This is a genomic window from Rhizobium sp. 268, from assembly GCF_036571585.1.
Classification (GTDB): domain Bacteria; phylum Pseudomonadota; class Alphaproteobacteria; order Rhizobiales; family Rhizobiaceae; genus Rhizobium; species Rhizobium redzepovicii.
Genome location: NZ_JAPPSO010000012.1, coordinates 130,504 through 152,743 on the forward strand (window position 1 = coordinate 130,504; position 22,240 = coordinate 152,743).

Sequence of the window (22,240 nt, forward strand, 5' to 3'; positions counted from 1 at the left end):
AGAGGTTTCCATGACTTCCGATCAACCGATCCGCTGGGGCATCATCGGCCCCGGCACCATCGCCCGCACCTTTGCAGACGGCGTCGCTCATTCGCGCACCGGCAAACTGGTGGCGATCGCCACCCGCGACCCTTCAAAGCCGGGACTGGCAGAAAACTTCCCCGGCGCCCGCATCGTCAACGGTTATGAGGCGCTGCTTTCCGACCCCGAGATTGATGCGGTCTATATCTCCGTGCCTCATACCGGTCATGCCCAATGGGCGATCAAGGCCGCGCGCGCCGGCAAGCATATCCTTGTGGAAAAGCCGATCGCGCTTTCGGCCTATGATGCCGAAGCCGTTTATTACGAGGCCAAGAAGGCCGGCGTCTTTGCCGGCGAGGCCTTCATGTACCGCGTGCATCCGCAGACGGAGAAGCTGGTCGAACTGATCAAGAGCGGTGTCATCGGCACGCTGCGCATCATTCGCTCGAGCTTCGGCTTCAATATGGGCAGCTACAGGCCGGAGCACCGGCTGTTCGCCAACGATACCGCCGGCGGCGGCATTCTCGATGTCGGCGGCTACCCGGTCTCGATGGCAAGGCTGATCGCCGGCGCCGCGGACGGCAAGGCCTTCCTCGACCCGGAGAAGGTTTCGGGCGTCGCCCATCTCGGCCAGAGCGGCGTCGATGAATGGGCCTCCGCCGTGCTCAAATTCCCGAACGAGATCATTGCCGAGGTCTCCTGCTCGATCATGGCGCAGCAGGACAATGTGCTGCGTATCATCGGCTCCGAGGGCCGGATCGAAGTCGCCGACTTCTGGTTCGCCTCCGGCCATAAGGGCGGCGTGGGCAAGATCGAGATCTTCAAGGGCGGCAGCCGAGAAACCGTCGAACTCAGGGAGGATCGCTGGCTCTATTCCTTTGAGGCAGATGCGGCGGGCGATGCCATCCGCGCCGGCAGAACCGAGTTCAGCTCTCCCGGCATGAGCTGGGCGGATTCGATCGGAAACCTGCGCGTGCTCGACCAGTGGCGCGCCTCGGTCGGCCTCGAATACGGCGTCGAGAAAGCGGCAAAGCGAACGGCCAACATTGCCGGCGGTGCTGTCACGCGCGGCAACAGCATTCCGCAGCGTGAGATACCCGGCATTTCCAAGCCGGCCTCGGTCGTGACACTCGGCTTCGAATTCTTCCCGAACTTCGCCGCCGCCTCGCTGACGCTCGACGCCTTCTACGAGGCCGGCGGCAATGCCTTCGATACGGCCTTTGTCTATGGAGCCGGCAAGACGGAAGCCATCTTCGGCGACTGGCACATGAGCCGAAAGGTCCCGCGCGAGGAGATCGTGCTGATCGGCAAGGGCGCGCATTCGCCCCTCTGCTATCCCGACATGATCGCCAAGCAGCTCGACCAGTCTCTCGACCGGCTGAAGACCGACTATGTCGACATCTACTTCATGCATCGCGACAATACCGACGTGCCCGTCGGCGAGTTCGTCGATGCCATGGATGCCGAGGTCAAGCGCGGGCGCATCCGTGGCATCTTCGGCGGATCGAACTGGACGCGGGCGCGCTTCGACGAGGCGATCGCCTATGCCGAAAAATCAGGCAAGGCGGCGCCGGCGGCTCTCTCCAACAACTTCTCGCTTGCCGAGATGCTCGATCCGATCTGGGCCGGCTGCGTCGCCGCTTCCGATGACGACTGGAAAAAGTGGCTCAACGAGAAGCAGATTCCGAACTTCGCCTGGTCGAGCCAGGGTCGCGGCTTCTTTACCGACCGCGCCGGCCGCGACAAGAGAGATGACGAGGAGATCGTCCGGGTCTGGTATTCCGAGCGCAATTTCGGACGCCGCGACCGCGCCATCGAGCTTGCCAACAAGCTTGGCCGCAATCCGATCCACATCGCGCTCGCCTATGTGATCGCCCAGCCTTTCCCGGTCATTCCGCTGATCGGGCCGCGCACCGTCGCCGAGCTGGAAGACAGCCTCTCGGCGCTCGACATCAAGCTGACACCTGATCAGGTGAAGTGGCTGGAAGGCTGAAGCAATAGAGAGGGCGCGGTTCAAACCGCGCCCTTTGCTTTTCTACTTGCGCGGCTCGGAAGCTTTCTTCCTGGCCGCATCGTCCATCAACTCGTACCACATGGCGTTGAGGACAGCGAAGGCCGCGGCCAGCGGCAGGCCGAGGATCCATGCAAAATACCACATCGTTTGGTCTCCCTCAGAGCAATTCCAGGAAAAGTGCGAAGCGGTTTTCCGTCCGGAATTGCGTAGAAACAAAAGGTTAGAGCGGTTCTCCTGAATCGCTCTAGTAAGCGTGACTGTTCTTGTCGGTGATCGACTTCTCATCGACCTTGCCCCACAGAACCTTGTAGACCCAGGCTGTGTAGGCGAAGATGATCGGCAGGAAGATCACCGTCACCACAAGCATGATGAACAGCGTCATGTGGCTGGAGGATGCATCCCAGACCGTCAGGCTCGATCGCGGATCGAGCGAGGAGGGCAGGATGAACGGGAACATCGACAGGCCGACCGTCGAGATGATGCCAAAGATCGCCACCTTGCTGAAGAGCAGCGTCATGACCTCGCGCCTTGCCCGCATGGCAATGAAGGCCAGTGCCGCGCCGACGAAGCCGAGGACGGGCGCGATGATCATCCACGAGTGGGTGGTGTAGTTGGTGAGCCACGCGCCTTTCTCCAGCGCCACGGTCTTCAGCAGCGGATTGGAGGGACCGATCGGGCTGATATCGCTGGTGATGCGATAGCCACCGACGCCGATCCACAGGAAGAGGCCGCCGAGTGCGAAAAGCACGATAACGGCAAGGGCGGCGATGCTGCCATAGCTTCTGGCACGCACCGCGACCGGGCCACTCGACTTCAACACCAGCCAGGCCGCACCATGCATCGTCAGCATGGCTAACGAAAGCAGGCCGCAGAGCAGCGCATAGGGGTTGAGCAGGGCGAAGAACGAGCCCTCGTAGAAGATCCGCATATCGTCGGCAAAGCGGAAGGGCACGCCCTGCAGCACATTGCCGACGGCGACGCCGAAGATCAGCGACGGCACGAAACCGCCGACGAAGAGCGCCCAGTCCCAGCCGTTCCGCCAACTGGCGCTTTCCCGCTTCGAACGATATTTGAAGCCGACCGGGCGCAGGATGAGCGCGAAGAGGATCGCGAACATCGCTAGATAGAAGCCCGAGAAGGACACCGCATAAAGCGGCGGCCAGGCGGCGAAGATGGCGCCGCCGCCGAGGATCAGCCACACTTGGTTGCCCTCCCAGGTGGCGCCGATGGTGTTGATCGCCACGCGCCGTTCCGTGTCGGTCCGGGCGACGAAAGGCAGAAGGGTGCCGACGCCGAGATCGAAACCGCCTGTTGTCGCAAAGGCGATCAGCAGCACGCCGAGCAGCAGCCACCAGATGAGACGCAGGGTTTCATAGTCGATGAGTTCGTGAAGGATCATGGCAGGTCACTCCGCGGCCGAGACGAGGGTTTCGGAAATCAGAACCGCTTCCGGCTCGTCGTCCGGCTCCGGTCCTTGCTTGATTGCCTTGATCATCAGGCCCATCTCGATGACGATCAGCGTCGTGTAGAGTGCCGCAAATCCGATGATGGTCAGAAGCACGGTGCCGGCGCCAAGGCTGGAGACGGCGGCGGCCGTCGGCAACACGCCTTCGATCACCCAGGGCTGGCGGCCGAACTCGGCGACGACCCAGCCGAGTTCAATGGCAACCCAGGGCAGGGGGATCGCCAGCACGGCAATCTTCAGAAGCAACGGATATTTGTCGAGATGGCGGCGCGCCGACAGCCAGAAGAAGGTGGCGGTCAGCAGGATGAAGAAGATACCGAGGCCGACCATGATGCGGAAGGACCAGAAGAGCGTCGGCACGTGCGGGATGGTATCGCGCGCGGCCTGAACGATCTGCTCGTCGGTCGCCTGGCGAGGATCGTCGACGTAGCGTTTCAGAAGAAGAGCATAACCAAGATCATGGCCGAGATCCTCGAAGGAGCTGCGCACTTCCAGCGCAACCTGATCCTGCGCCGGTGCCGAACGGATCTGCATCAACGCGTCGTAAGCCTTGATGCCATCGCGGATGCGGGTTTCGGCCTGCTGTTCGAGCTTGTCGATGCCGGGGATTTCGGTGGTCAGCGACCGCGTGCCGATCAGGCCCATGACCCAGGGAATGTGCACGGCAAAATGCGTTTCGCGGGCTACCTGGTCGGGGAAGCCGAAGGCGGTGAAGGCGGCCGGCGCCGGTTCCGTCTTCCACATGCCCTCGATTGCCGCGAGCTTCATCTTCTGGTTCTCGGTCGCGAGATAACCGCTCTCATCGCCAAGGACGACGACCGAAAGCGCCGAAGCGAGGCCGAAGGAGGCGGCGACCGTCATCGAACGCTTGGCAAGCTCGATATGCCGGCCCTTGATTATATACCAGGCCGAGACGCCGAGCACGAAGATCGAAGCGCAGACGTAACCTGCCGATACCGTATGGACGAATTTCGCCTGGGCCACCGGGTTGAAGACCACATCGAAGAAGCTTGTGATCTCCATGCGCATCGTTTGCGGATTGAGCGCCGATCCCACCGGGTTCTGCATCCAGCCATTGGCAATCAGGATCCACAGCGCCGAGAAGTTCGAGCCCAGCGCCACCGCCCAGGTGGCGACGAGATGGCCGACCTTCGACAGCTTGTCCCAGCCGAAGAAGAACAGGCCGACAAAGGTCGCCTCGAGGAAGAATGCCATCAAGCCCTCGATCGCCAGCGGCGCACCGAAGATGTCGCCGACATAATAGCTGTAATAGCTCCAGTTCATGCCGAACTGGAATTCCATGACGATGCCGGTGGCGACGCCGATCACGAAATTGATGCCGAAGAGCGTGCCCCAGAATTTCGTCATCTGCCGCCAGATCTGGCGGCCGGTCATCACATAAACCGTTTCCATGATCGCCAGGAGCACGGACAGGCCGAGCGTCAGCGGTACGAACAGAAAGTGGTAAAGCGCCGTCAGCGCGAATTGGAAGCGCGAAAGTGCTACGATATCTAGTTCCATTGTCTTTCTCCCACGGTCCCACGGGGCCGGAGCGTTCCTCAAGCGCCGGATGGCGTGAGGGCATGCGGTTTCGCTCAATCCGGCCGAAGCCGGTCGAGTGCCTTTTCGAACGCCGCCTCTCCACGGCGCGAAACCTCTGTGATGCGGCCGCCTTCGATGACGGCGATGCGGTCTGCGATGGCAGCCTCGCGGCGGATATGGGTGGCGATGACCAATGAGCGGCCGGCCGCCATTGCCGACAGGCGGCCAAGCACATCGCGGGCGGTGGCGCCATCGAGGCCCTCTGTGGGTTCATCTAGCAGCCAGAGCGGCGTGTCCCGCAGGAAGAGCCGGGCAAGCGCCACCCGGCGCGACTGGCCGCCGGAAAGACCGAGCCCGCCTTCACCGAGCGGCGTATCGATCCCACGCGGCATGGCCTCGATATCGGCAAGCAGACCGGCAGCGGCGAGCGCGTCTCGAAGGCGGGCCTCGCTCGCATCCGGGTTGGCCAGAGCGAGATTGCCGCGCAGGCTGTCCTCGAAGAGTTCCGTCCGCTGTGTCAGCAAGGTCGCTCTTGTCGCCGCAACACGCCCCGCGCTCGCCGGCAATTCGCCGGAAAGCAGGGCGAGCAGGCTCGACTTGCCGGCGCCGCTGCCGCCGACCACGGCCAGCCGCTCGCCTGGCCGGAGCATCAGGTCGATGGTTTGGAGTGCCGGCACGGCGGAATTTTCATGGAAGGCGGAGACATCCTTCAGCGATAAAGTATATCCCGGCAACGCCGCCGCCAATGGCTCGGGTGCCCGCGCGACGGCAAGCCGCGGCGCGACCCGCTTTGCCGCAAGCAGCGTCCGCCCAAGTTCCAGGGCGCCGCGGCGCAGTGCCGCGAACGGTTCGGTCGCCGCGAAGGCAACCAGCAGGCCAAGCGCTGCCACGGGAGCGGTAATCGCCTTCGTCTCCGCAAGAGCGGCGACGGCAAGCAGCGATGCCGTCAACAGCAGGGTGGAGACCAGGCCGAAGCCAAAGGTCAGGCCGGTCTCGACGCGGTTCAACCGATCGTCGGCGCCGGCGGTGTAGTGGTCTGCCGCAGCGATGGCCTGCCTTTGCGCCGCAAGCCGTCCGGCCATCAGCAGGTCGGTCTGGCCGGCGACGAGATCGATCGTCCGCGACCGCAGCGCCTCGATGCCATGGGTGCGCCGGCGTGCATATTTGCGCGCCGCCCGGGCGGCGATCAAGGGCAGACCGAGGCCGGCACCAATGAGAAAGAGACCGGAGAACAGGCCGAACAGGGGATGCATAAACCCCAGCACCAGGCTTGCCGCGAAGGTAGCGCCGAGCGCTACCGCCCCCGGCACGAGGATCCTGAGATAGAGGCTGTCGAGCGCATCGATGTCGGCCGTCAGACGGAAGAGCAGCCGTGCCGGACGATGCAGAAGCATGCGCGCCGCGCCCGGTTCGGCGAAGCCGCGAAACAGTCTTTCGCGCAAGGCTGCGAGCACGCCGAGCGTCGCATCATGGGTCGCAAGCCTTTCCCCGTAACGCGCCGCGGTTCGGACGATGGCGAGCAGGCGGATGCCGGCCGAGGGCGCAAAGACATCGAAGGTGATGGCTGCGGCGGAAAGGGCGGCAAGCGAGGTGGCGGTGATGAACCAGCCGGACAGGCCCAGCAGGGCGATGCCCGCCGTCACCGTCGCCGCCGAAAGTGCGGCGCCGAGCAGCAGAGCGCGCCGGCGCTCAGCCAAAAACAGACGCAGGATCGGCTTGAGGTCTGCAGCAAATGTGCTCATTCGGCGGCCTCCCTGATCATGATGTCGGCGTCGATGCGGATGCTGCGCTGCATGCGCGCGGCCAGCCGCGGATCGTGGGTGGCAACGATCAACGTCCGCCCCCTCGCGAGCGAAAGCAGGCTCTCGGTCACTTCGGCGGCGGTGGCGGCATCGAGATGCGCGGTCGGCTCGTCGGCGAGGATGATCCTCAGATGCGGATTACAGGCCGCTCGCGCGATCGCCAGCCGCAACGCCTCGCCGCCGGAAAGCCCGATACCGCCTTCGCCGAGGGACCGGCCGCCATAGGCCTCGGCCGCCTTTCCGAGTCTCGCGGCATCCAGTGCGTCGGTCACATCGCCGCGCAGCACGCCGGGTCTGCCAAGCGCGATATTCCCCGTTATGGTGCCGGCAAAAATATGCGGCTTCTGACCGATCCACGCCATACCGTCCCGCAGGTTGGCGGCAGTCTCATCCGCGAGCTCGACGCCGCCGATGACGATGCGGCCGCCGGTGCAGGGTGCCAGCCCCGCCATCAGCGACAGAAGCGTCGATTTGCCGGAGCCGCTGGCACCGAGAAACGCCAGATGTTCCCCGGCAGCGATATCGAGGTTGAAACCGTCATAGATCAGCGGTTCGTCGGAGCCATAGCGAAAAGCGAGATTTTCAAGGCGGATGGCCGGCGCCTCCGTACCGGCAGCTGTCGCGGCTTCGGCCGACCCTCGGATGGGCAGGCCACCGGCGGCAAGGGCATCCAGCGCTTTCAGCGCCGCTTCGCCGGCCGCCCGGTCGTGCCAGACGGCCGAAAGCTCGCGCAATGGCTCGAAGAAGGCCGGCGCCAGCAGCAGGATGAACAATCCCTCAGTCAGGTCGAGTCGGCCTGCCCAGGTGCCGAAGCGGATTTCGCCAAGCAGGCTGAAACCGACATAGACGGCAATCATAGCCACGCCGAGTGCGGCGAAAAGCTCGAGCACGGCCGAGGAGAGAAAGGCGATCTTCAGCACCGCCATGGTTCGCAGCCGCAGCGATTCCGCCTCGCGGCGCAGTCTGAGCGCGGTGGCATCCACCGCGCCGAGCGCCCGGATCGTCGCCAGTCCGCGCAGCCGATCGAGCAGGAAGCCATTGAGGCCACCGGTCGCAACAAGTTGTTTTTCGCTGGCTGCCTGGGCGCGCCAGCCGATCAGGGCCATGAAGATCGGGATCAGCGGCGCAGCGAACAGCAAAACCAGCGCGGCGATCCAGGAAACCGGAAGGACGAAGGCAAGGATGACGAGCGGCACGAGGCTCGCCTTCATCCGCGCCGGCTGGAAACGGGCGAGATAGGGCACGATCAGTTCGGCCTGCTCGCCGATGACGCTTGCGGCTTTGCCGGACGCCGGCCGGCCGCGATCGATCGGCGACGACAGGGAAAGGGCGGCGACGGCGGCCTGCCGCCTGCGGCTGAGCTCGGCGCGCGCCACATGAAAGGCCAGGCGGCCGCCAGCCGCGTCGAGACAGCTTCTTGCCAATCCGAGGAGGAGGATGCCGAAGGCCGGCCAAAGCACGTCGTGCAATCCGCCGCCATCGGCAATGCGGCCGACCGAGATGGCGAGCAAGCCGGCCTGTGGGATCCAGATGGCGGCGGCTAGCGCCTGCAGTATCGCCGCCCTGCGCAGTCCAACAATCGCCGCGTCACTGCGAGGCGAAACGGCATCGCCGTCCAGCGACCGCGTTTCTTGTTTGTCTGTCGCGTCGAAGAAAGCATTGCCCATGGCGCTAACTCTTGCTCGCAGGATTCGGCCGGCGGCTGCGGCCGAGCGAAACGACCCGGTCCTTGGCCTCCAGAAGCTTTGTCACTTTCGCGCCCAACGAGAGTAGCGTTGCGAGCCTTTCGGTTTCAAGTTGTTTTACGTCTTCATACCAATGGGTCAGTTGCTCGATCAACGTGTGCATTTCGCTCATGCGCTGCTGCGCATGGCGTTCGGCCTCGCTGGCGGGGCGCTGCATCAGGATTTCGCGCAGAACCGACAGCGTCGGATCGACTTCACGCTTCTTTCGTTCCTCGGCAAGCGTCCGCAAGATCAGCCAGACATCATCCGGCGTCGTGAAGAAATCGCGGCGATCGTCCGGCTTGTGTTTGAGAAGGACAAGGTTCCAGGCCTGCAATTCTCGCAGGCTCATCGACACGTTGGAGCGGGAGATGCCGAGCGACTCGGCGATCTCCTCGGCGCAGAGCGGCGCCGGCGAGACGAAGAGCAGAGCGTAGATCTGGCCAACCGTGCGGTTGATTCCCCAGCGCGATCCCATTTCGCCGAAATGGAGGACGAAGGACTGGACGAGAGGCGGAAGGTTCATCGTTGTTTCCGTTGTGTCTGTGATTTCATAAATTTCTGAAATCACTATACTGACTTTCGCGCCTCGCCGACAATCGGCAAGGCGGCCCTGCGTCAATTTGGATGTCCGTTCGTTGATCGTGGGTCGGATATAGCCCGCCGCAGCATGGCTGGATTTGATTTGGATCAAGTCCGCCGCACTTTGCCGCGATGACGCAGAAAGGCCCGGTTATGGGTTACCGGGCGTTCTGATCGGAATGCGATGATAGATAGGATACCGCTTTCGCAGGCGGCTCAGATATTGTCGGCTCAAATCAAGTCGGCCAGGATACCGACGCCTGCAATGGCGGCAACACTGCCAGCCGCGCGCGTTACGAAGGCGCCCTGACGTTCACCGGCGCGGCCGATGATATAGCCGAGGGCGAGGCCGGCGGCATGCAGCAGCGCGGTCGCGACCATGAAACCAGCGACATAGGCGGCGCCGCTCGCATCTTCCGGCATTTCGGCGCCGTGCGCATGACCATGAAAGACGGCGAAGAGGTCGATGACGCCGAGCGCTGCGGCAAGCGGCGCCTTGACATCAAGGGCAATGACGGCGCCGAGAACGACGACGGAAAGCGCAATGCCGGTCTCAACGAAGGGAAGATCAGTCCCGGCAACGCCGAGAGCGCCGCCGAGCGCCATGACCAGAACGAAGGTCGCCGGCACGAGCCAGGTGGCGCGACCGCCGAGCTGAAATGCGAAAACGCCGACCATCACCATCGCGAGGATATGATCGACGCCGGACATCGGATGGGCAAAACCATGGCTGAAGCCCGCAGCCTCGCCGGTCGCGGGATGGGCGTAGGCTACGGCTGGAAGCGCGGTGGCAGCCAAAGCAAGCAGGCCGCTCTTGAGTGCTGATTTCATGCTCATCCCTCGTAAGTTTTCGAATATCCTGCGGCCGTCGAAGACCGCCGCGATTTCAAGCTGCGCGGATCACGCTAATTCAAGGAGCCCGTTCCGTCAACGTAAATGCCATAAAATAGCAAGGCAATTCAATTGCTTATCTGATAGGCAAATGCCGTTTTCGATAGCTTCTTCCATTGCTCCAAGATCCGCCTGGAAACCTCCCGGCACAGGGGCTATCAATCATCCGGCGGAGCCAGCGCAAATCGCCCGCAATGGAGGAGACGCCCATGACGAACAACGAGCGGCCGCTGGCGATCAGCGCGCCCGAACCGCGCACGCTCGATCTGATCTTCAGCGATCAGGCGCGCGCCGAGCTGCATGCGAAATACGATATCGTCGAGGCCGACCCCGACAATATCGCCGGCCTCGGCGACCAAATCCTCGGCAAGACCCGTTACATTATCGGCCAGCCACCGCTTTCGAGGGAAACGCTCGCGAGAATGCCGGCCCTGCGCTCGATCCTTAACGTCGAGAGCAATCTTCTCAATAATATGCCTTATGAGGTGCTTTTTGAGCGCGGCATTCATGTCGTGACGACAGGCCAGGTCTTTGCCGAGCCGGTCGCCGAAATCGGTCTCGGCTTCGCACTGGCCTTGGCGCGCGGCATCGTCGATGCGGATGTCGCGTTCTGCCAGGGAGACGAACTCTGGGGCGGGGAGGGCAATGCGGATGCGCGGCTGATCGCCGGCTCCGAGATCGGCATTGTCGGCTTCGGCGATCTCGGCAAGGCGCTGCGCCGGCTGCTCTCCGGCTTCAGGGCCCGCATTAGGGTGTTCGATCCCTGGCTGCCCCGCTCGATCCTCGAGGAAAACGGCGTCGAACCCGCAAGCCTGGAGGAGGTGCTGACGAAGAGCGATTTTGTCTTCGTCGTCGCGGCCGTCACCAGTGAAAACAAGGGATTCCTCGGCGCCGATGCCTTCGCCGGCATGCGCAGGGGCGCCGCCTTCATCCTGCTCAGCCGCGCCGACGTCGTCGATTTCGAAGCGCTGATGGCAGCCGTCTCGTCCGGTCATATTGTCGCGGCAAGCGACGTCTACCCGGAAGAGCCGCTGCCGCCCGACCACCCGGTGCGGAGCCTGAAAGGCTTCATCCGCTCGGCGCATCGGGCCGGCGCGCTCGACAGCGCCTTCAAGAAGATGGGCGACATGGTGCTCGAGGACATGGACCTGATGGATCGCGGCCTGCCGCCGATGCGCTGCAAGCGGGCGGAACGCGAAACGGTTTCGCGCATGCGTTCCAAGCCTGTCGCAGTGAATTAAGCCGGCAGACGCGCGCCGCCTCAGGCGGCGCGCTGCTCGCTTCCCTGGATCGCGGCGAGCTTCCAGTCGGCGCCGGGCTTGCGCACGAAGGTCCAGACCTCGATGCTTTCGCTCGGGCGGCGATCGTCGCCGGAAACGACGCGACCGCTGTCGCGTTCGACCATGGCATCGATCGAGGAGTAGCGCATGGCAAGCGTCGCATACTCCTGGCCGTCTTCGCGCCAGGCCTCGGCAATGTCGCCCTGCAGCAGCTTGACGTCGGAGACTCGGTTGCGCACGCCGTTGGTGGCGTTTTCGCCGAGTTCCTCGGCAAGATAAGACATCGCCTCAGGCGTCGTCAGCCGGCGCAACGCGGCGTAATCTTCGGCACCGTAAGCGGTCTGAATGCTGGTCAGCAATTCCTCGAACTGATCGAGATCGGCCTGCGCCAGCCCAATCTCGTCGCTCGGCCGGTGGCCGCGTGAGGACGCCCCTGAACCGGCACCCGAACCGATCGCCGGGATATGGAAGGACGAATTGTTGGCGGGCGACATGTTGTAGGACCGGCTGAAGGAGCCGCTCTGGCCGCCGGCGCCGTAGGAGGGCTGGCGGCGATTGGCGAAATAACGCATGGCGAGCATGACGGCGCCGCCGATCAGCGCGATCTGCAGCAGCATGCCGAGAAAGCCGAAGCCGCCGCCGAAACCGTGACCGAGCAGCATGCCGAGGAGGCCGCCGGCAATCAGGCCGCCGATCATCGAACGGCCGAAGCCGCCGAAGAGACCGGGGCGCTGGGCGCCGAAGGACTGCTGCGCGGTCGCTGGTGCCGTGGTCTGCGGGCGCGGCGTCATCGACCGTTCGATCGGCGCGGCGGGGCCGGGCGCCGTGCTGGTGACAGGCGGAGCCTGGAAGGTGCGGGTACCGCGGCTTCCGAAACCGCTGCTGCCGGCCCGGCGCGCTTCTGCATCGTCAAGGGAAGCAAAAACGGTAGCGCCCGTCAGAGCGGCAATTGCCGCGAACTTGGCAAAACGCGAAATGGCACTCGGCATTCCTGATCTCCTGTCATGCGCAGTCACGGCATGTCGGGAAAGAATATAGGTACTCTTTCCGCCGTTTGAAGTTCTTTTGCCGCTTACTGGCAGACATCGACCCAACTGGCGCCGGTCAGCTCGGCCAGCCGTCCGGTTTCGATGCGCACGGCCGAATTCGTCGAGCCGGCCGCCGGCACGACTTCATCGAAGCGTTTCAGCGAGATATCGCAATAGATGGGTAGCGGCGAGGGCAGGCCGAACGGGCAGACGCCGCCGACCGGATGGCTGGTGACCGCCACGACCTCCTCGGCGTCGAGCATGCGCCCCTTGGCGCCGAACGTGTCCTTGAACTTGCGATTGTCAAGCCTTGCCGTGCCGCCGGCAACGACCAGCATCATCTGCTCGCCGACACGCAGACAGATCGTCTTGGCGATCTGGGCCGGCTCGACGCCATGGGCCTCGGCAGCAAGCGCCACCGTCGAGGAGCTCTCGGCGGTTTCGATGATGTCGATATCGGGTGCGTGCGCACGCAGGAAAGCGCGGACAGATTCAAGGCTCATGGCGACATGCTAGCGCATCGGCCCAAAAATCGGAACCGCTTTTCGGAAGGGACGCGAGGATCGAAAGCGTGGAAGCCTGCTTTGCGCGTCTCGAAAGACATGCAGGTCCGCAGGAGGGCAAGCACGATTTGAAGCGTAAAATGCACTCCCGAAAACCGCCGCTTGCAAGTCTTAAAGACATCGTCATAATAATTTTGCACACGTGCTCAATTTTGTCATTCGGCCGTTACAACAAACCCCTAGAGCGGACATCGTCACGTTTTCGTGGGGTTTCGGAGCGGCCATCATCAGCAGTGCTGACCCGCCAAGAGGCTTCACACTGCTCTTCTAGGGAGACGAAGAAGATGACCATTTTGCCGACACTGAAATCCCTCACCATTGCTGCCACCATCCTGGCCTCGAGCTCTGCAATTGCGCTTGCCAAGGACGTTCACATCAGCGTCTGGGCCGGCGGCACCGGCCCGAACGACGTCTATCGTCTCGACGCCATCGAAATCGCAGCCCAGCAGCTGCAGCGCGAAGCCGCCCTCAAGGGCGAAGACCTGAAAATTACCGTCGAGAAGAAGCCCTATTCCGCCTGGGAAGACTTCAAGCAGGCGCTGACCCTTGCCGCCGAAGCCAAGACCGCCCCGAATATCGTCGTCAGCGGCCATGAAGACATCGCACCCTGGTCGCAGGCCGGACTGATCGTCCCGATCGAGGATTACGTCGATCTCGACTCATGGCCGCTCAGCGACATCTATGAAAACCTGTTGAAGATCGCATCCTACAACGGCACCGTCTACGGCATTCCGCAGGATGCCGAATCCCGCCCGATGTTCTTCTGGAAGCCTTACATGAAGGCGATCGGTTACAGCGATGCCGATCTGGACGCGCTGCCGCAGAGCGTCCAGGACGGCAAGTACACCATGAAGAACCTGCTCGAAGACGCCAAGAAGATGCAGGACAAGGGCCTCGTCCAGCCCGGATACGGTTTCTATCCGCGCACCAGCAACGGCCCCGACTACTGGCAGTTCTACACCTCGTTCGGCGGCACGATGGAAGAAGACGGCAAGCTCGTTTTCGACAAGGCGGCGATGACCCGCACCTATCAGTTCTTCGCAGACGCCGTTAAATCAGGTGTCACCAAGAAGAACCATATCGGTATGCCAGGCGACCAGTGGTGGAAGGAAGTCGCCACCGGCAAGGCCGGCATCTGGGACGGCGGCACCTGGCACTATGCCCGTCTTGTCAACCAGGAAGGCCTGAAGGACTTCTTCGGCAACGTGATCTTCACGCTGATCCCCGCCGGCGAAGGCGGCAAGGCCAACACGCTGACCCATCCGCTTGTCTACCTCTTGACCGCAGGTCACGACCAGGAAGACACCGAGATCGCCGCCCAACTGGTCAAGATCGCCTCCGAGCCGCGCACCAATGCGCTGCATGCGGTCAAATCAGCCCATCTCGGCATCTCCAAATCGGAATCCACCGTCGAATTCTACTCGGCCGACCGCTGGACCCGCGAAGCCACCGAGCGCCTGCTGCCGCATGCCAATGCGATGCCGAACAACTCCGATTTCGGCAAATATTGGAACATCATGTGGAAGAACCTCGAAGCATCGTGGACCGGCGCCAAGACCGTAGACGCTGCGGTCGGTGACGCAGAGAGCGAGCTGAAGAGCACGCTCGGCGACAAGATCGTCATTCGCTGAAACACGCCTCCGGGTGGCGGCAAACCCGCCGCCCGGTCGGTTCCGCGAGGAGGCCTCCCATGAAATCGTCCAGAACGCTCGGACTGATCATGATCACCCCTGCGGCGATCATGATCGTGCTGTTCTTCCTGATGCCGGTGGTTCTGACGGCGGTCTTTTCGATGACCAACATGACGACGGCGACCGGCATTTCCGGCGGCGTCTACCAGATCGCGCCGAACTCCCTGATCGCGCTGAAATCGGCGATGCCCGAGATCGCCACCGAGATGGCCGAACCGCGCTACACCATCGACGAGGCGGGCCTCACGGCCGTCGAGGGTCTCGGGCTTGCGCCGGGGATTGCCGCGGAATTGCGCGCCAAACATGCAGGCGAGGTCTTCCCGGCACGCCGCGATGTCGAGCGGATGATCAAGGATCTTGCCGAGCGGCCTTCGACACGTGAGGTCAAGCAGATCTCCGAACAGTTCAACCGCTCCGTCCTCAACACCCGCTTCGACAGCAAGGAGCAGCTGTTTTCGGCGCTGGACAGTCTGGGGTTCAGGCTGACGCCGGAACAGAAGGAAACCGTCGCCAAGACCACCTATACCGGCTGGACCTGGACGACAGACAATTTCGCACGCATGGCCAGGTCGCCCGATATGGCGCGTGTGCTTTTCAACACCGTGCTCTATGTCGCGCTGGTGCTGACGCTCTTCAACGTCGGTTATGCCCTGCTGCTCGCGATCTGGACGCATTACATGCCGCCGACGCCCGCCTCGATCTTTCGCGGCATCTGGCTCCTGCCGCGCATCACGCCCGTGGTCATCTACGTACTGCTGTGGAAGTGGCTTGCCTGGGACAGCGGCTTCATCTCTGTCCTGATGGGCAAGTTCGGCTACCCCCCGAAGAACTACCTGCTCGATACCGCCTATAATGCCTGGTTCTTCGTCGTGCTGATCAACGGCTTCATCGGCGCTTCGATGGGCATGCTGGTGTTCTCCTCGGCGATGAAGGCCATTCCGAAGAGCCAGTTCTACGCAAGCGAGGTGGACGGCGCTTCGCGCTGGCAGCAGATCCGCTATATCATCCTGCCGCAAATGCGCTGGCCGATCCTCTTCGTCACCTGCTACCAGACGCTGTCGCTGCTCGCCTCCTTCAATGAAATCCTGCTCGCCACCAATGGCGGCCCGGGCAACGCCACCGAGGTCTGGGCGCTCTCCGCCTATCACACCGCGCTCAGGAATTATGCCGGCAACCTCGAATACGGGTTGGGCGCGGCCATGGCGCTGGTGCTCGTCGTCATCGGCGTGATGCTGTCGCTCCTTTATCTGCGCGTCTTCAACTACGGCACGCTCGTCGCCAAGCCCCTGATCGAGGACTGACCATGGCCGAACGCTCGCAGCCCTCGGCAAATTATCGCAGCTGGCCCGTCATCACGGCGCTGACGATCGTCAGCCTGCCGCTGCTCCTGATGTATGTTTATCTCTTCCTCGACACCGTGACGGTGAAACAACCGGATGCGTTGCTGCCCTCCGGTTTGACGATCAATCACTGGCGCTTCCTGTGGCAGACGACGGCAGGCAAGGCAAATATCTGGCACGTGACGCTGAATACGCTGCTGTTTTCGGCCTGCACCACCAGCCTGGTGCTCATCGTCTCGTCGATGGCCGGTTACGTGCTGTCGCGGCTGAACGTGCCGGCGCGCGGCTTCTTCCTCGCCGGCGTCATGGTGCTGCACGCCTTCCCGTCGGTGACGCTGATCATCGCCATCTTCATCGTCCTGCAGATGATCGGCCTCTATAATTCGCTGATCGGCGTCATTCTGGTGAAGGCGGCGATCGACCTGCCGCTCGGCATCTGGCTGATGAAGGGTTTTTACGACACGGTGCCCTGGGAAATCGAAATGGCCGGCGTCGTCGACGGCGCCTCGCGTTTCCGCGTCTGGCGCAGCCTCGTGCTGCCGCAGGTCAAGCCCGGCATCATGGCGCTCGGCCTGTTCTCTTTCCTCGCCGGCTGGGGCGAGTTCATCCTGCCGCAGGTGCTGGCGCCGGGCAATCAGGTGCAGGTGCTGTCGGTCTATCTCGCGGGCTTCCTCGCCGACGACAACAATTACGATTTCAATATGTTCAAGGCGGTCGGCCTCTTCTACCTCATCCCGGTGCTGATTGCTTACGCACTCTTCAACAAATATCTCATGAACATCTACGGCGGCGGGAGCAAAGGCTGATGCGCATCCTCCTCGACAATTTCTCGAAGAGCTTCGGCTCCACCAAGGTCATCGAAAACATGCAGCTCGAAGTCGGCGACGGCGAGATGCTGGCGCTGCTCGGCCCTTCCGGCTGCGGCAAATCGACGACGCTTTTTGCGGTCTGCGGCATTCACCGGCCGACCAGCGGGCGCATCCTCTTCGGCGACCGCGACGTCACCGACCTGCCGAGCCAGGCCCGCAATGTCGGCGTCGTCTTCCAGTCCTATGCGCTCTACCCGCACATGACGGTTGCCGAAAACATCGGTTTTCCCCTGAAGGTGAAGGGCGTGCCTGCCGCCGACATCCGCAAGGAGGTCGAGCGCATTTCCGAGCTTGTTCATATCAGCAACCTCATGGAGCGCCGTCCGGCGCAGCTTTCTGGCGGCCAGCAGCAGCGCGTGGCACTGGCGCGCGCGCTGATCCGCAAGCCCGACGTGCTGCTGCTCGACGAACCGCTCGCCAATCTCGACGCCAAGCTGCGCCTCGAAATGCGCTCGGAAATCCGCCGGCTGCAGCGTGAGACCGGAATCACCGCCATCCTCGTCACCCATGACCAGGTGGAAGCGATGAGCATGTGCGACCGCATCGCCATCATGAAGGAAGGCGAGATCGTCCAGATCGCCACGCCGGCCGAAATGTACAATGATCCGAAGACCGCCTTCGTCGCCGGCTTCCTCGGCAACCCTCCCATCACCTTCCTGCGCGGCATCGTCGACAAAGGCGTCTTCGTCATCCCGGAAAGCGAAATCCGCGTGCCGCTGCCGGGATCCATCGGCGCCGCCGAGGGCACCAAGCTGATGCTTGGCGTCCGGCCGGAGCATTTCACGCCTTCAGGCGATACACCGGTGTGCGGCAAGGTCACCTTCGCCGAAACGCAAGGGCGCGAAAACCTTTACGATGTACGTCTTGCCGGCGGTCCGCTGCTGCGCTCGATCCAGCCGGTGCGCAACGATATTCACGTCGGCGACGATGTCCGTTGGGCGATCGACAGCCGTGGCGTCTTCGTCTTCGACGAAAATGGCAGGAGGCTCTGATGAGGCGCGATTTCCAGGCATTTTTCGAGCGTAACGGCTGGCCGTCGGCCAAGGGCCGGCTGCCCTTCTGCATTGGCCATCGCGGCGCAAGCGGCCATGAGCGCGAGAACACGATCGCCGCTTTCCGCCGCGCTGCCGAACTCGGCGCCGAGATGTGGGAACTCGATACGCAGCTGACCCGCGACGGCGTGGTCGTCGTCTCGCATGACGACTATCTCGAGCGCGTCTTCGGCATCGACCGCCGCATTTCGGAAATGACGGCCGCCGAGCTCGCCGCCCTCGACGGCGTCGATGTCCCGAGTTTTTCGGAGGTCGCCGCCCTCGGCCGCGAGACCGGCACCGGTCTCTATGTCGAGCTCAAGGCGCCCGGAACCGGCCTGCTCTGCTGGCGCCATCTTGCCGAGATGAACCAGCGATTTGCCTGCCTCGGCTCCTTCGACACGGCGCAGGTGCGGGAACTCCGCAACGCCGGCTGCGACTTCCCGCTTTCGGTGCTGATCCGCGTCGGCCATGATCCGCATGCACTAGGTGACGAGGCCGGCGCCGATATCCTCCATCTCTGCTGGGAAAGGGCAGGCGAGCGGCCGCAGGATCTGGTGACCGAGGCACTGATGCACCGCGCCTTCGAGGCCGGCCGCGAGATCGTGCTCTGGCACGAGGAACGGCGGAGTATTCTCGACGACATCATGAAGCTTCCGGTTCTCGGCATCTGCACGGATTTGCCCGATCTGATGCGGCCGTCGGCAGAGAGGGAAAAAGCAGTTGGCAGACAGGGATAAGGGACCGCGCAAGGTAACCTCCTTCGACGTGGCGCGTGTGGCCGGTGTTTCGCGCGCCGCCGTGTCGCGCGCCTTCACGCCGGATGCCAGCGTCTCGCCGAAAACGCGTGAGAAGGTCTTCCAAGCCGCCAAGGATCTCGGCTATCGGGTAAACTATCTTGCCAGAAGCCTCACCAACAAACGTTCCGATCTCGTCGGCGTCGTTGCCGCCGGCCTCGACAACCCGTTCCGGACGCTGCAGATCGAGAACCTGGCGAGAGTGCTGATCGCCCGCAATTTCCGCCCCATCCTGCTGCCGACCTCTCAGGAGGCGGATACCTCGACAGTCATCGGCCAGCTGCTGCATTACGCCGTCTCCGGCGTCATCGTCACCTCCGACGCACCGCCGACCGAAATCTGCGAACAATGTGCTGCCGAAGGCGTGCCGATCGTGCTGATCAACAAAGGCAACGATATCCCCTTCGTCGACCGCATCATCTCCGACGATCGCATGGCCGGCTATCTCGCCGCCGCCCATCTGATCGACAGCGGCGCGCGAAAGCTCGCCGTCATGGCCGCACCCGCAATATCCTATACGGCGCGGCGGCGGAGCGAAGCCTTCATCGCGCGGTGCAAGCAGCTTGGCGTCGATGCGCAGCTGCTGCAGGTCAGGATCAACGACTACAAGAGCGGCTATGATGCGGCCGGCGAGCTTGCCGCATCCGGCATCGACGGCTTGTTCTGTGCCAACGACTACATGGCCTGCGGCGTTGTCGACCGGGTCATGCAGGGCCGCAGCCGCGACGATGCGCCGCCGCTCGCCATCATCGGCCATGACGACATCCCCCAGGCGAGCTGGACCGCCTACGACCTCACGACCATCCGCCAACCCTGCGATCTCCAGGCCGAACAAACGGTCGATCTGCTGATGAGCCGGATGGCTGAACCGGACCTGACGGCGCGCGTCGAATTCACGCCGATAACGCTGATAAGAAGAAGGACTGCCTGATGAATCCCGCATTCGATGCCGCCGCCATCCGTGAACGGGCGGAGGTCGCCGTCACAGCCGCCCTCGAGGCCGGACGGGAAGCGGCCCGGTTTCGGCGCGACTCCAATCCCGGCACGCTGACCGTCGAGAACAAGGGATTGCAGGATTTCGTCACCATCGCCGACAGGAACGCCGAACAGGCGCTCCGTGACGGGCTGCTTTCACGCTTTCCGGGCGATATGTTCATGGGCGAGGAAAGCGGCGGGCGATCGGGCGAGGGCGGCACATGGGTCGTCGATCCGATCGACGGCACGACCAACTATATCAGGGGCTTCCGGCATTGGGCCGTCTCGATCGCCTTCGTCGCCGCCGGCAAGGTCGAGATCGGCGTCGTCTACGACGCCACCGAGGACAAGGTCTTTCACGCCGTCCGCGGCGGCGGCGCCTTCAAGGACGGGGTTCCGGTCCATGCGGCGGCGACCGCCGATCCAGCCAATGCGCTTGTCATTCTCGGCCATTCCCGGAAGACGAGCTTCGACGACCATCTCGCGCTCTCGCGGCGGCTCCACGAACGCGGCATGGATTATCGCCGCATGGGCGCGGCCGCGATCGACCTCGTTCGTGTCGCCGAGGGTGCTGCCGATCTCTATTACGAACGCCACCTCAATGCCTGGGACATGCTCGCCGGCGCGCTGATCGCCGAAGAGGCCGGCGCTGTGGTGGCGATGCCGCCGGTCGATAGGCTGCTTGCGCAGGGCGGACCCGTCATCGCCTACTCGCCGGGGCTTGCCGGCGAATTCGCGTTCATTCTCGACATCGAGGGGCTATAGATACACCTCTCCCCAGACGCGATCCGCCCGATTTGTGAGACTGCAAACTTCGCCCGAAAGTTACGGAACGCCCGTTACGCAACAACGCGATTGCGGCCGCTCTTTTTCGCCGCATAAAGATTCTGATCTGCGATCGCCAAAATCTCGTTCGGAGAATTGGTGGATAGAGTACTACCGGCGACACCGATGCTGATCGTCACATGCAGCCCGTTGCAGACCTCGGACCAGTCCCACCGCTCAATGGTCGAACGCAACTTCTCGCAGATATCGGTAGCGCCTCGGGGAGTGCCGGCGAGCAAGACGACGAATTCCTCGCCGCCAAAGCGAATTGCCTGATCGGTAATGCGCAGCTGGCCGCGCAGTATAGTTCCAATGGCACTCAGGACCCGGTCGCCGATCATGTGAGAGAAGTTATCGTTGATCGACTTGAAGTGATCGACATCCAGCATCGCGATCGAATATGGACGTTTCTCAGATGTCAGCGCTTTAAAGCGGCTGTCGAGATATTTGCGATTATAGAGCCCGGTCAGTGCGTCCAGATAGACGGCATTGGCAAGGATATCGGTTTGCTCCTGCAATTTCTGATAGGAGGCCTCCAGCGTTTCTGCGCGCTTCGACTCCGTTTCGGCAACTTCCTTGAACCGTTTGGTTTCATAGTAGATTTCGGCGAGACGTGCGCGCCGCTGGGTACTCTCGGCGCTATTGCGCAAATAGGCCTGGTGGTATTTCTTATGGGCCTCCAGCGCCTGATCGAACTGCCCCAGCCCCTCATAGGCCTGCGACAGATAAAGATAGATCTGCACATAGGAATCGAAACTGCCGCCGGCGTCGATCAGCTCCACCGCCTCGAGAAGCGGCGACAGGGCTTCGGTGAATTTTCCGGAATTGTTGTAGATCTGGCCCAAAGTGTAGAGATATTGCTGCCTGTCCCTGACATAGCTGTTCTCTTGAAACAGCCTATAGCGGCCCATGCATCGGAGCGCCTTGTCATGCTCGCCCAGGTGGCTGTAGAACTCGGCTTGGTTGCCGAGACAGAGGCGAGCGGCCCAGCTGTCGCCGATCTCGATTGCGATGTCGAGCGCTTGTTCGGTCAGTTCCAGCGCTCTGACCAGCATCTGGTGTTCTTCCTCCGGCTGGCCGAGCGCCCGCGCGATATACCCGCCTTCCGAATGAGCGCCGCCGAGATTGATGAGCCACCAGCATTCATAGTTCTTATTTCCGATCGATCTGGCGAGCTCGACGGACCTCTCGCTCATTAAGATGGCCCGATCGGGCTGTTTGTTGCACCAGAAGATAATTCCGATGACGTTAGTGGCCAGGCTTTGTGCTTGCGGGTCCGCGGCTTTGTCGGCCAGATCCAAGGCGCGGGTCGCTTCTTCGATTGCTTCCTCCGGCAAGCCCAGTTCCAAGAGCAGCCATCCGAAATAAGCGCGGGCACAGGATTCCTGTTTGCGCTCCCCGGTCGATTTCCAGAAGTCTACCGCCCGGCGGACATGCGTCAGTCCAAGTTCGGCCTTGCCGATCTGAAAACAATACCAAGCAATGTCGGTGTCGCATTGCGCGGCGAGCCGATCGTCGCCCCGCGCTTTGGCATCCGCAAGAATTTCGCCGGCCAGTGTGAGTGCCTCAACCGATCGGCCCGTACACCCAAAATGCCACGCTTCCTGCAAGCTGGAATTTGCTTGTTGCGCAATTGCTTTAGTATCAACAACTTGCATATCGGGCACCAACAGTTGTCTGCTGGTTATGGATAGCATCAGAAGTTTAAAATGATGCAAATTACGCAAAACATGCGACTAAGTGCATGATGCTGAAAAGTGTGATCAGTTTTTGGACGACATCATGCTCCAACGCTCGCCG

At 62.6% G+C, this 22,240-nt stretch carries 19 protein-coding genes; 9 read left to right on the plus strand and 10 right to left on the minus strand.

Annotation, left to right across the window (positions count from 1 at the left end; genetic code table 11):
- The first annotated feature begins 10 nt into the window (after window positions 1–10).
- A complete protein-coding gene (locus OS035_RS23455) occupies window positions 11–2,014 on the plus strand; it encodes an aldo/keto reductase (RefSeq protein ID WP_097627873.1) in 2,004 nt (667 codons plus the stop codon).
- A gap of 42 nt (window positions 2,015–2,056) precedes the next feature.
- Here OS035_RS23455 and cydX read toward each other — a convergent pair whose 3' ends face one another.
- From cydX to OS035_RS23490, 7 genes are all read right to left on the minus strand, one after another.
- Window positions 2,057–2,179, minus strand: a complete 123-nt coding sequence (gene cydX / locus OS035_RS23460) for a cytochrome bd-I oxidase subunit CydX (RefSeq protein ID WP_017957645.1) — start codon at window positions 2,177–2,179, stop codon at window positions 2,057–2,059.
- Window positions 2,180–2,279: 100 nt separating this feature from the next.
- Window positions 2,280–3,434, minus strand: a complete 1,155-nt coding sequence (gene cydB, locus OS035_RS23465; RefSeq protein WP_097627874.1) for a cytochrome d ubiquinol oxidase subunit II — start codon at window positions 3,432–3,434, stop codon at window positions 2,280–2,282.
- 6 nt (window positions 3,435–3,440) lie between these two features.
- Complete coding sequence (locus OS035_RS23470; protein ID WP_097627875.1) at window positions 3,441–5,021, minus strand: cytochrome ubiquinol oxidase subunit I; 1,581 nt, start codon at window positions 5,019–5,021, stop codon at window positions 3,441–3,443.
- A gap of 74 nt (window positions 5,022–5,095) precedes the next feature.
- On the minus strand, window positions 5,096–6,784 hold the full coding sequence (locus OS035_RS23475; RefSeq protein WP_331814105.1) for an amino acid ABC transporter ATP-binding/permease protein: 1,689 nt from the start codon (window positions 6,782–6,784) through the stop codon (window positions 5,096–5,098).
- Window positions 6,781–8,511: a thiol reductant ABC exporter subunit CydD gene (cydD, locus tag OS035_RS23480; RefSeq protein ID WP_183781257.1), complete on the minus strand. Its 1,731-nt coding sequence runs from the start codon at window positions 8,509–8,511 to the stop codon at window positions 6,781–6,783. Before cydD ends, OS035_RS23475 begins: the two co-directional genes overlap by 4 nt.
- A gap of 4 nt (window positions 8,512–8,515) precedes the next feature.
- Window positions 8,516–9,094 (minus strand): GbsR/MarR family transcriptional regulator, encoded by a 579-nt coding sequence (locus OS035_RS23485; RefSeq protein WP_097627878.1) that lies wholly within the window; start codon window positions 9,092–9,094, stop codon window positions 8,516–8,518.
- A gap of 287 nt (window positions 9,095–9,381) precedes the next feature.
- Window positions 9,382–9,981, minus strand: coding sequence for a HupE/UreJ family protein (locus OS035_RS23490; protein ID WP_331814107.1), 600 nt, complete (start codon window positions 9,979–9,981; stop codon window positions 9,382–9,384).
- 269 nt (window positions 9,982–10,250) lie between these two features.
- On the opposite strand from OS035_RS23490, the gene OS035_RS23495 reads away from it, so the two are divergent.
- Window positions 10,251–11,282: a hydroxyacid dehydrogenase gene (locus tag OS035_RS23495; protein WP_097627879.1), complete on the plus strand. Its 1,032-nt coding sequence runs from the start codon at window positions 10,251–10,253 to the stop codon at window positions 11,280–11,282.
- 20 nt (window positions 11,283–11,302) lie between these two features.
- Here the strand turns inward: OS035_RS23495 and OS035_RS23500 are convergent, their stop codons facing one another.
- Both OS035_RS23500 and OS035_RS23505 read right to left on the minus strand, forming a co-directional pair.
- Window positions 11,303–12,310, minus strand: a complete 1,008-nt coding sequence (locus tag OS035_RS23500; protein WP_097627880.1) for a Tim44 domain-containing protein — start codon at window positions 12,308–12,310, stop codon at window positions 11,303–11,305.
- A gap of 83 nt (window positions 12,311–12,393) precedes the next feature.
- Window positions 12,394–12,852, minus strand: coding sequence for a YbaK/EbsC family protein (locus OS035_RS23505; RefSeq protein ID WP_054184262.1), 459 nt, complete (start codon window positions 12,850–12,852; stop codon window positions 12,394–12,396).
- A 344-nt stretch (window positions 12,853–13,196) separates the two neighbouring features.
- Here OS035_RS23505 and OS035_RS23510 point away from each other — a divergent pair, with 344 nt between their 5' ends.
- The 7 genes from OS035_RS23510 to OS035_RS23540 are packed head-to-tail and all read left to right on the plus strand — an operon-like array spanning window position 13,197 to window position 20,380.
- The gene (locus OS035_RS23510) at window positions 13,197–14,543 is read left to right on the plus strand and encodes an extracellular solute-binding protein (RefSeq protein ID WP_097627881.1); all 1,347 of its coding nucleotides are present in this window, start codon (window positions 13,197–13,199) and stop codon (window positions 14,541–14,543) included.
- 59 nt (window positions 14,544–14,602) lie between these two features.
- Window positions 14,603–15,904, plus strand: coding sequence for a carbohydrate ABC transporter permease (locus tag OS035_RS23515; protein ID WP_097627882.1), 1,302 nt, complete (start codon window positions 14,603–14,605; stop codon window positions 15,902–15,904).
- Between the two features lie 2 nt (window positions 15,905–15,906).
- Window positions 15,907–16,749, plus strand: coding sequence for a carbohydrate ABC transporter permease (locus OS035_RS23520; RefSeq protein WP_003595691.1), 843 nt, complete (start codon window positions 15,907–15,909; stop codon window positions 16,747–16,749).
- Window positions 16,749–17,804: an ABC transporter ATP-binding protein gene (locus OS035_RS23525; RefSeq protein ID WP_097627883.1), complete on the plus strand. Its 1,056-nt coding sequence runs from the start codon at window positions 16,749–16,751 to the stop codon at window positions 17,802–17,804. Before OS035_RS23520 ends, OS035_RS23525 begins: the two co-directional genes overlap by 1 nt.
- Window positions 17,804–18,583 carry a glycerophosphodiester phosphodiesterase gene (locus OS035_RS23530; RefSeq protein ID WP_097627884.1) on the plus strand — a complete coding sequence of 260 codons (780 nt, stop codon included), beginning with the start codon at window positions 17,804–17,806 and terminating at the stop codon, window positions 18,581–18,583. The genes OS035_RS23525 and OS035_RS23530 overlap by 1 nt, the downstream gene beginning before the upstream one ends.
- Entirely contained in the window at window positions 18,567–19,571 is a 1,005-nt protein-coding gene (locus OS035_RS23535) for a LacI family DNA-binding transcriptional regulator (protein ID WP_097627885.1), read from the plus strand. The genes OS035_RS23530 and OS035_RS23535 overlap by 17 nt, the downstream gene beginning before the upstream one ends.
- Window positions 19,571–20,380 (plus strand): inositol monophosphatase family protein, encoded by an 810-nt coding sequence (locus tag OS035_RS23540; RefSeq protein WP_097627886.1) that lies wholly within the window; start codon window positions 19,571–19,573, stop codon window positions 20,378–20,380. The genes OS035_RS23535 and OS035_RS23540 overlap by 1 nt, the downstream gene beginning before the upstream one ends.
- A gap of 74 nt (window positions 20,381–20,454) precedes the next feature.
- Here the strand turns inward: OS035_RS23540 and OS035_RS23545 are convergent, their stop codons facing one another.
- Window positions 20,455–22,113 carry a tetratricopeptide repeat-containing diguanylate cyclase gene (locus OS035_RS23545; protein ID WP_097627964.1) on the minus strand — a complete coding sequence of 553 codons (1,659 nt, stop codon included), beginning with the start codon at window positions 22,111–22,113 and terminating at the stop codon, window positions 20,455–20,457.
- Window positions 22,114–22,240 lie beyond the last annotated feature (127 nt).

Coding starts and splice junctions, on each gene's coding strand:
- OS035_RS23455 (WP_097627873.1), top strand. CDS start 11: ATGACTTCCGATCAACCGATCCGCTGGGGCATCATCGGCCCCGGCACC.
- cydX (WP_017957645.1), bottom strand. CDS start 2,179: ATGTGGTATTTTGCATGGATCCTCGGCCTGCCGCTGGCCGCGGCCTTC.
- cydB (WP_097627874.1), bottom strand. CDS start 3,434: ATGATCCTTCACGAACTCATCGACTATGAAACCCTGCGTCTCATCTGG.
- OS035_RS23470 (WP_097627875.1), bottom strand. CDS start 5,021: ATGGAACTAGATATCGTAGCACTTTCGCGCTTCCAATTCGCGCTGACG.
- OS035_RS23475 (WP_331814105.1), bottom strand. CDS start 6,784: ATGAGCACATTTGCTGCAGACCTCAAGCCGATCCTGCGTCTGTTTTTG.
- cydD (WP_183781257.1), bottom strand. CDS start 8,511: ATGGGCAATGCTTTCTTCGACGCGACAGACAAACAAGAAACGCGGTCG.
- OS035_RS23485 (WP_097627878.1), bottom strand. CDS start 9,094: ATGAACCTTCCGCCTCTCGTCCAGTCCTTCGTCCTCCATTTCGGCGAA.
- OS035_RS23490 (WP_331814107.1), bottom strand. CDS start 9,981: ATGAAATCAGCACTCAAGAGCGGCCTGCTTGCTTTGGCTGCCACCGCG.
- OS035_RS23495 (WP_097627879.1), top strand. CDS start 10,251: ATGACGAACAACGAGCGGCCGCTGGCGATCAGCGCGCCCGAACCGCGC.
- OS035_RS23500 (WP_097627880.1), bottom strand. CDS start 12,310: ATGCCGAGTGCCATTTCGCGTTTTGCCAAGTTCGCGGCAATTGCCGCT.
- OS035_RS23505 (WP_054184262.1), bottom strand. CDS start 12,852: ATGAGCCTTGAATCTGTCCGCGCTTTCCTGCGTGCGCACGCACCCGAT.
- OS035_RS23510 (WP_097627881.1), top strand. CDS start 13,197: ATGACCATTTTGCCGACACTGAAATCCCTCACCATTGCTGCCACCATC.
- OS035_RS23515 (WP_097627882.1), top strand. CDS start 14,603: ATGAAATCGTCCAGAACGCTCGGACTGATCATGATCACCCCTGCGGCG.
- OS035_RS23520 (WP_003595691.1), top strand. CDS start 15,907: ATGGCCGAACGCTCGCAGCCCTCGGCAAATTATCGCAGCTGGCCCGTC.
- OS035_RS23525 (WP_097627883.1), top strand. CDS start 16,749: ATGCGCATCCTCCTCGACAATTTCTCGAAGAGCTTCGGCTCCACCAAG.
- OS035_RS23530 (WP_097627884.1), top strand. CDS start 17,804: ATGAGGCGCGATTTCCAGGCATTTTTCGAGCGTAACGGCTGGCCGTCG.
- OS035_RS23540 (WP_097627886.1), top strand. CDS start 19,571: ATGAATCCCGCATTCGATGCCGCCGCCATCCGTGAACGGGCGGAGGTC.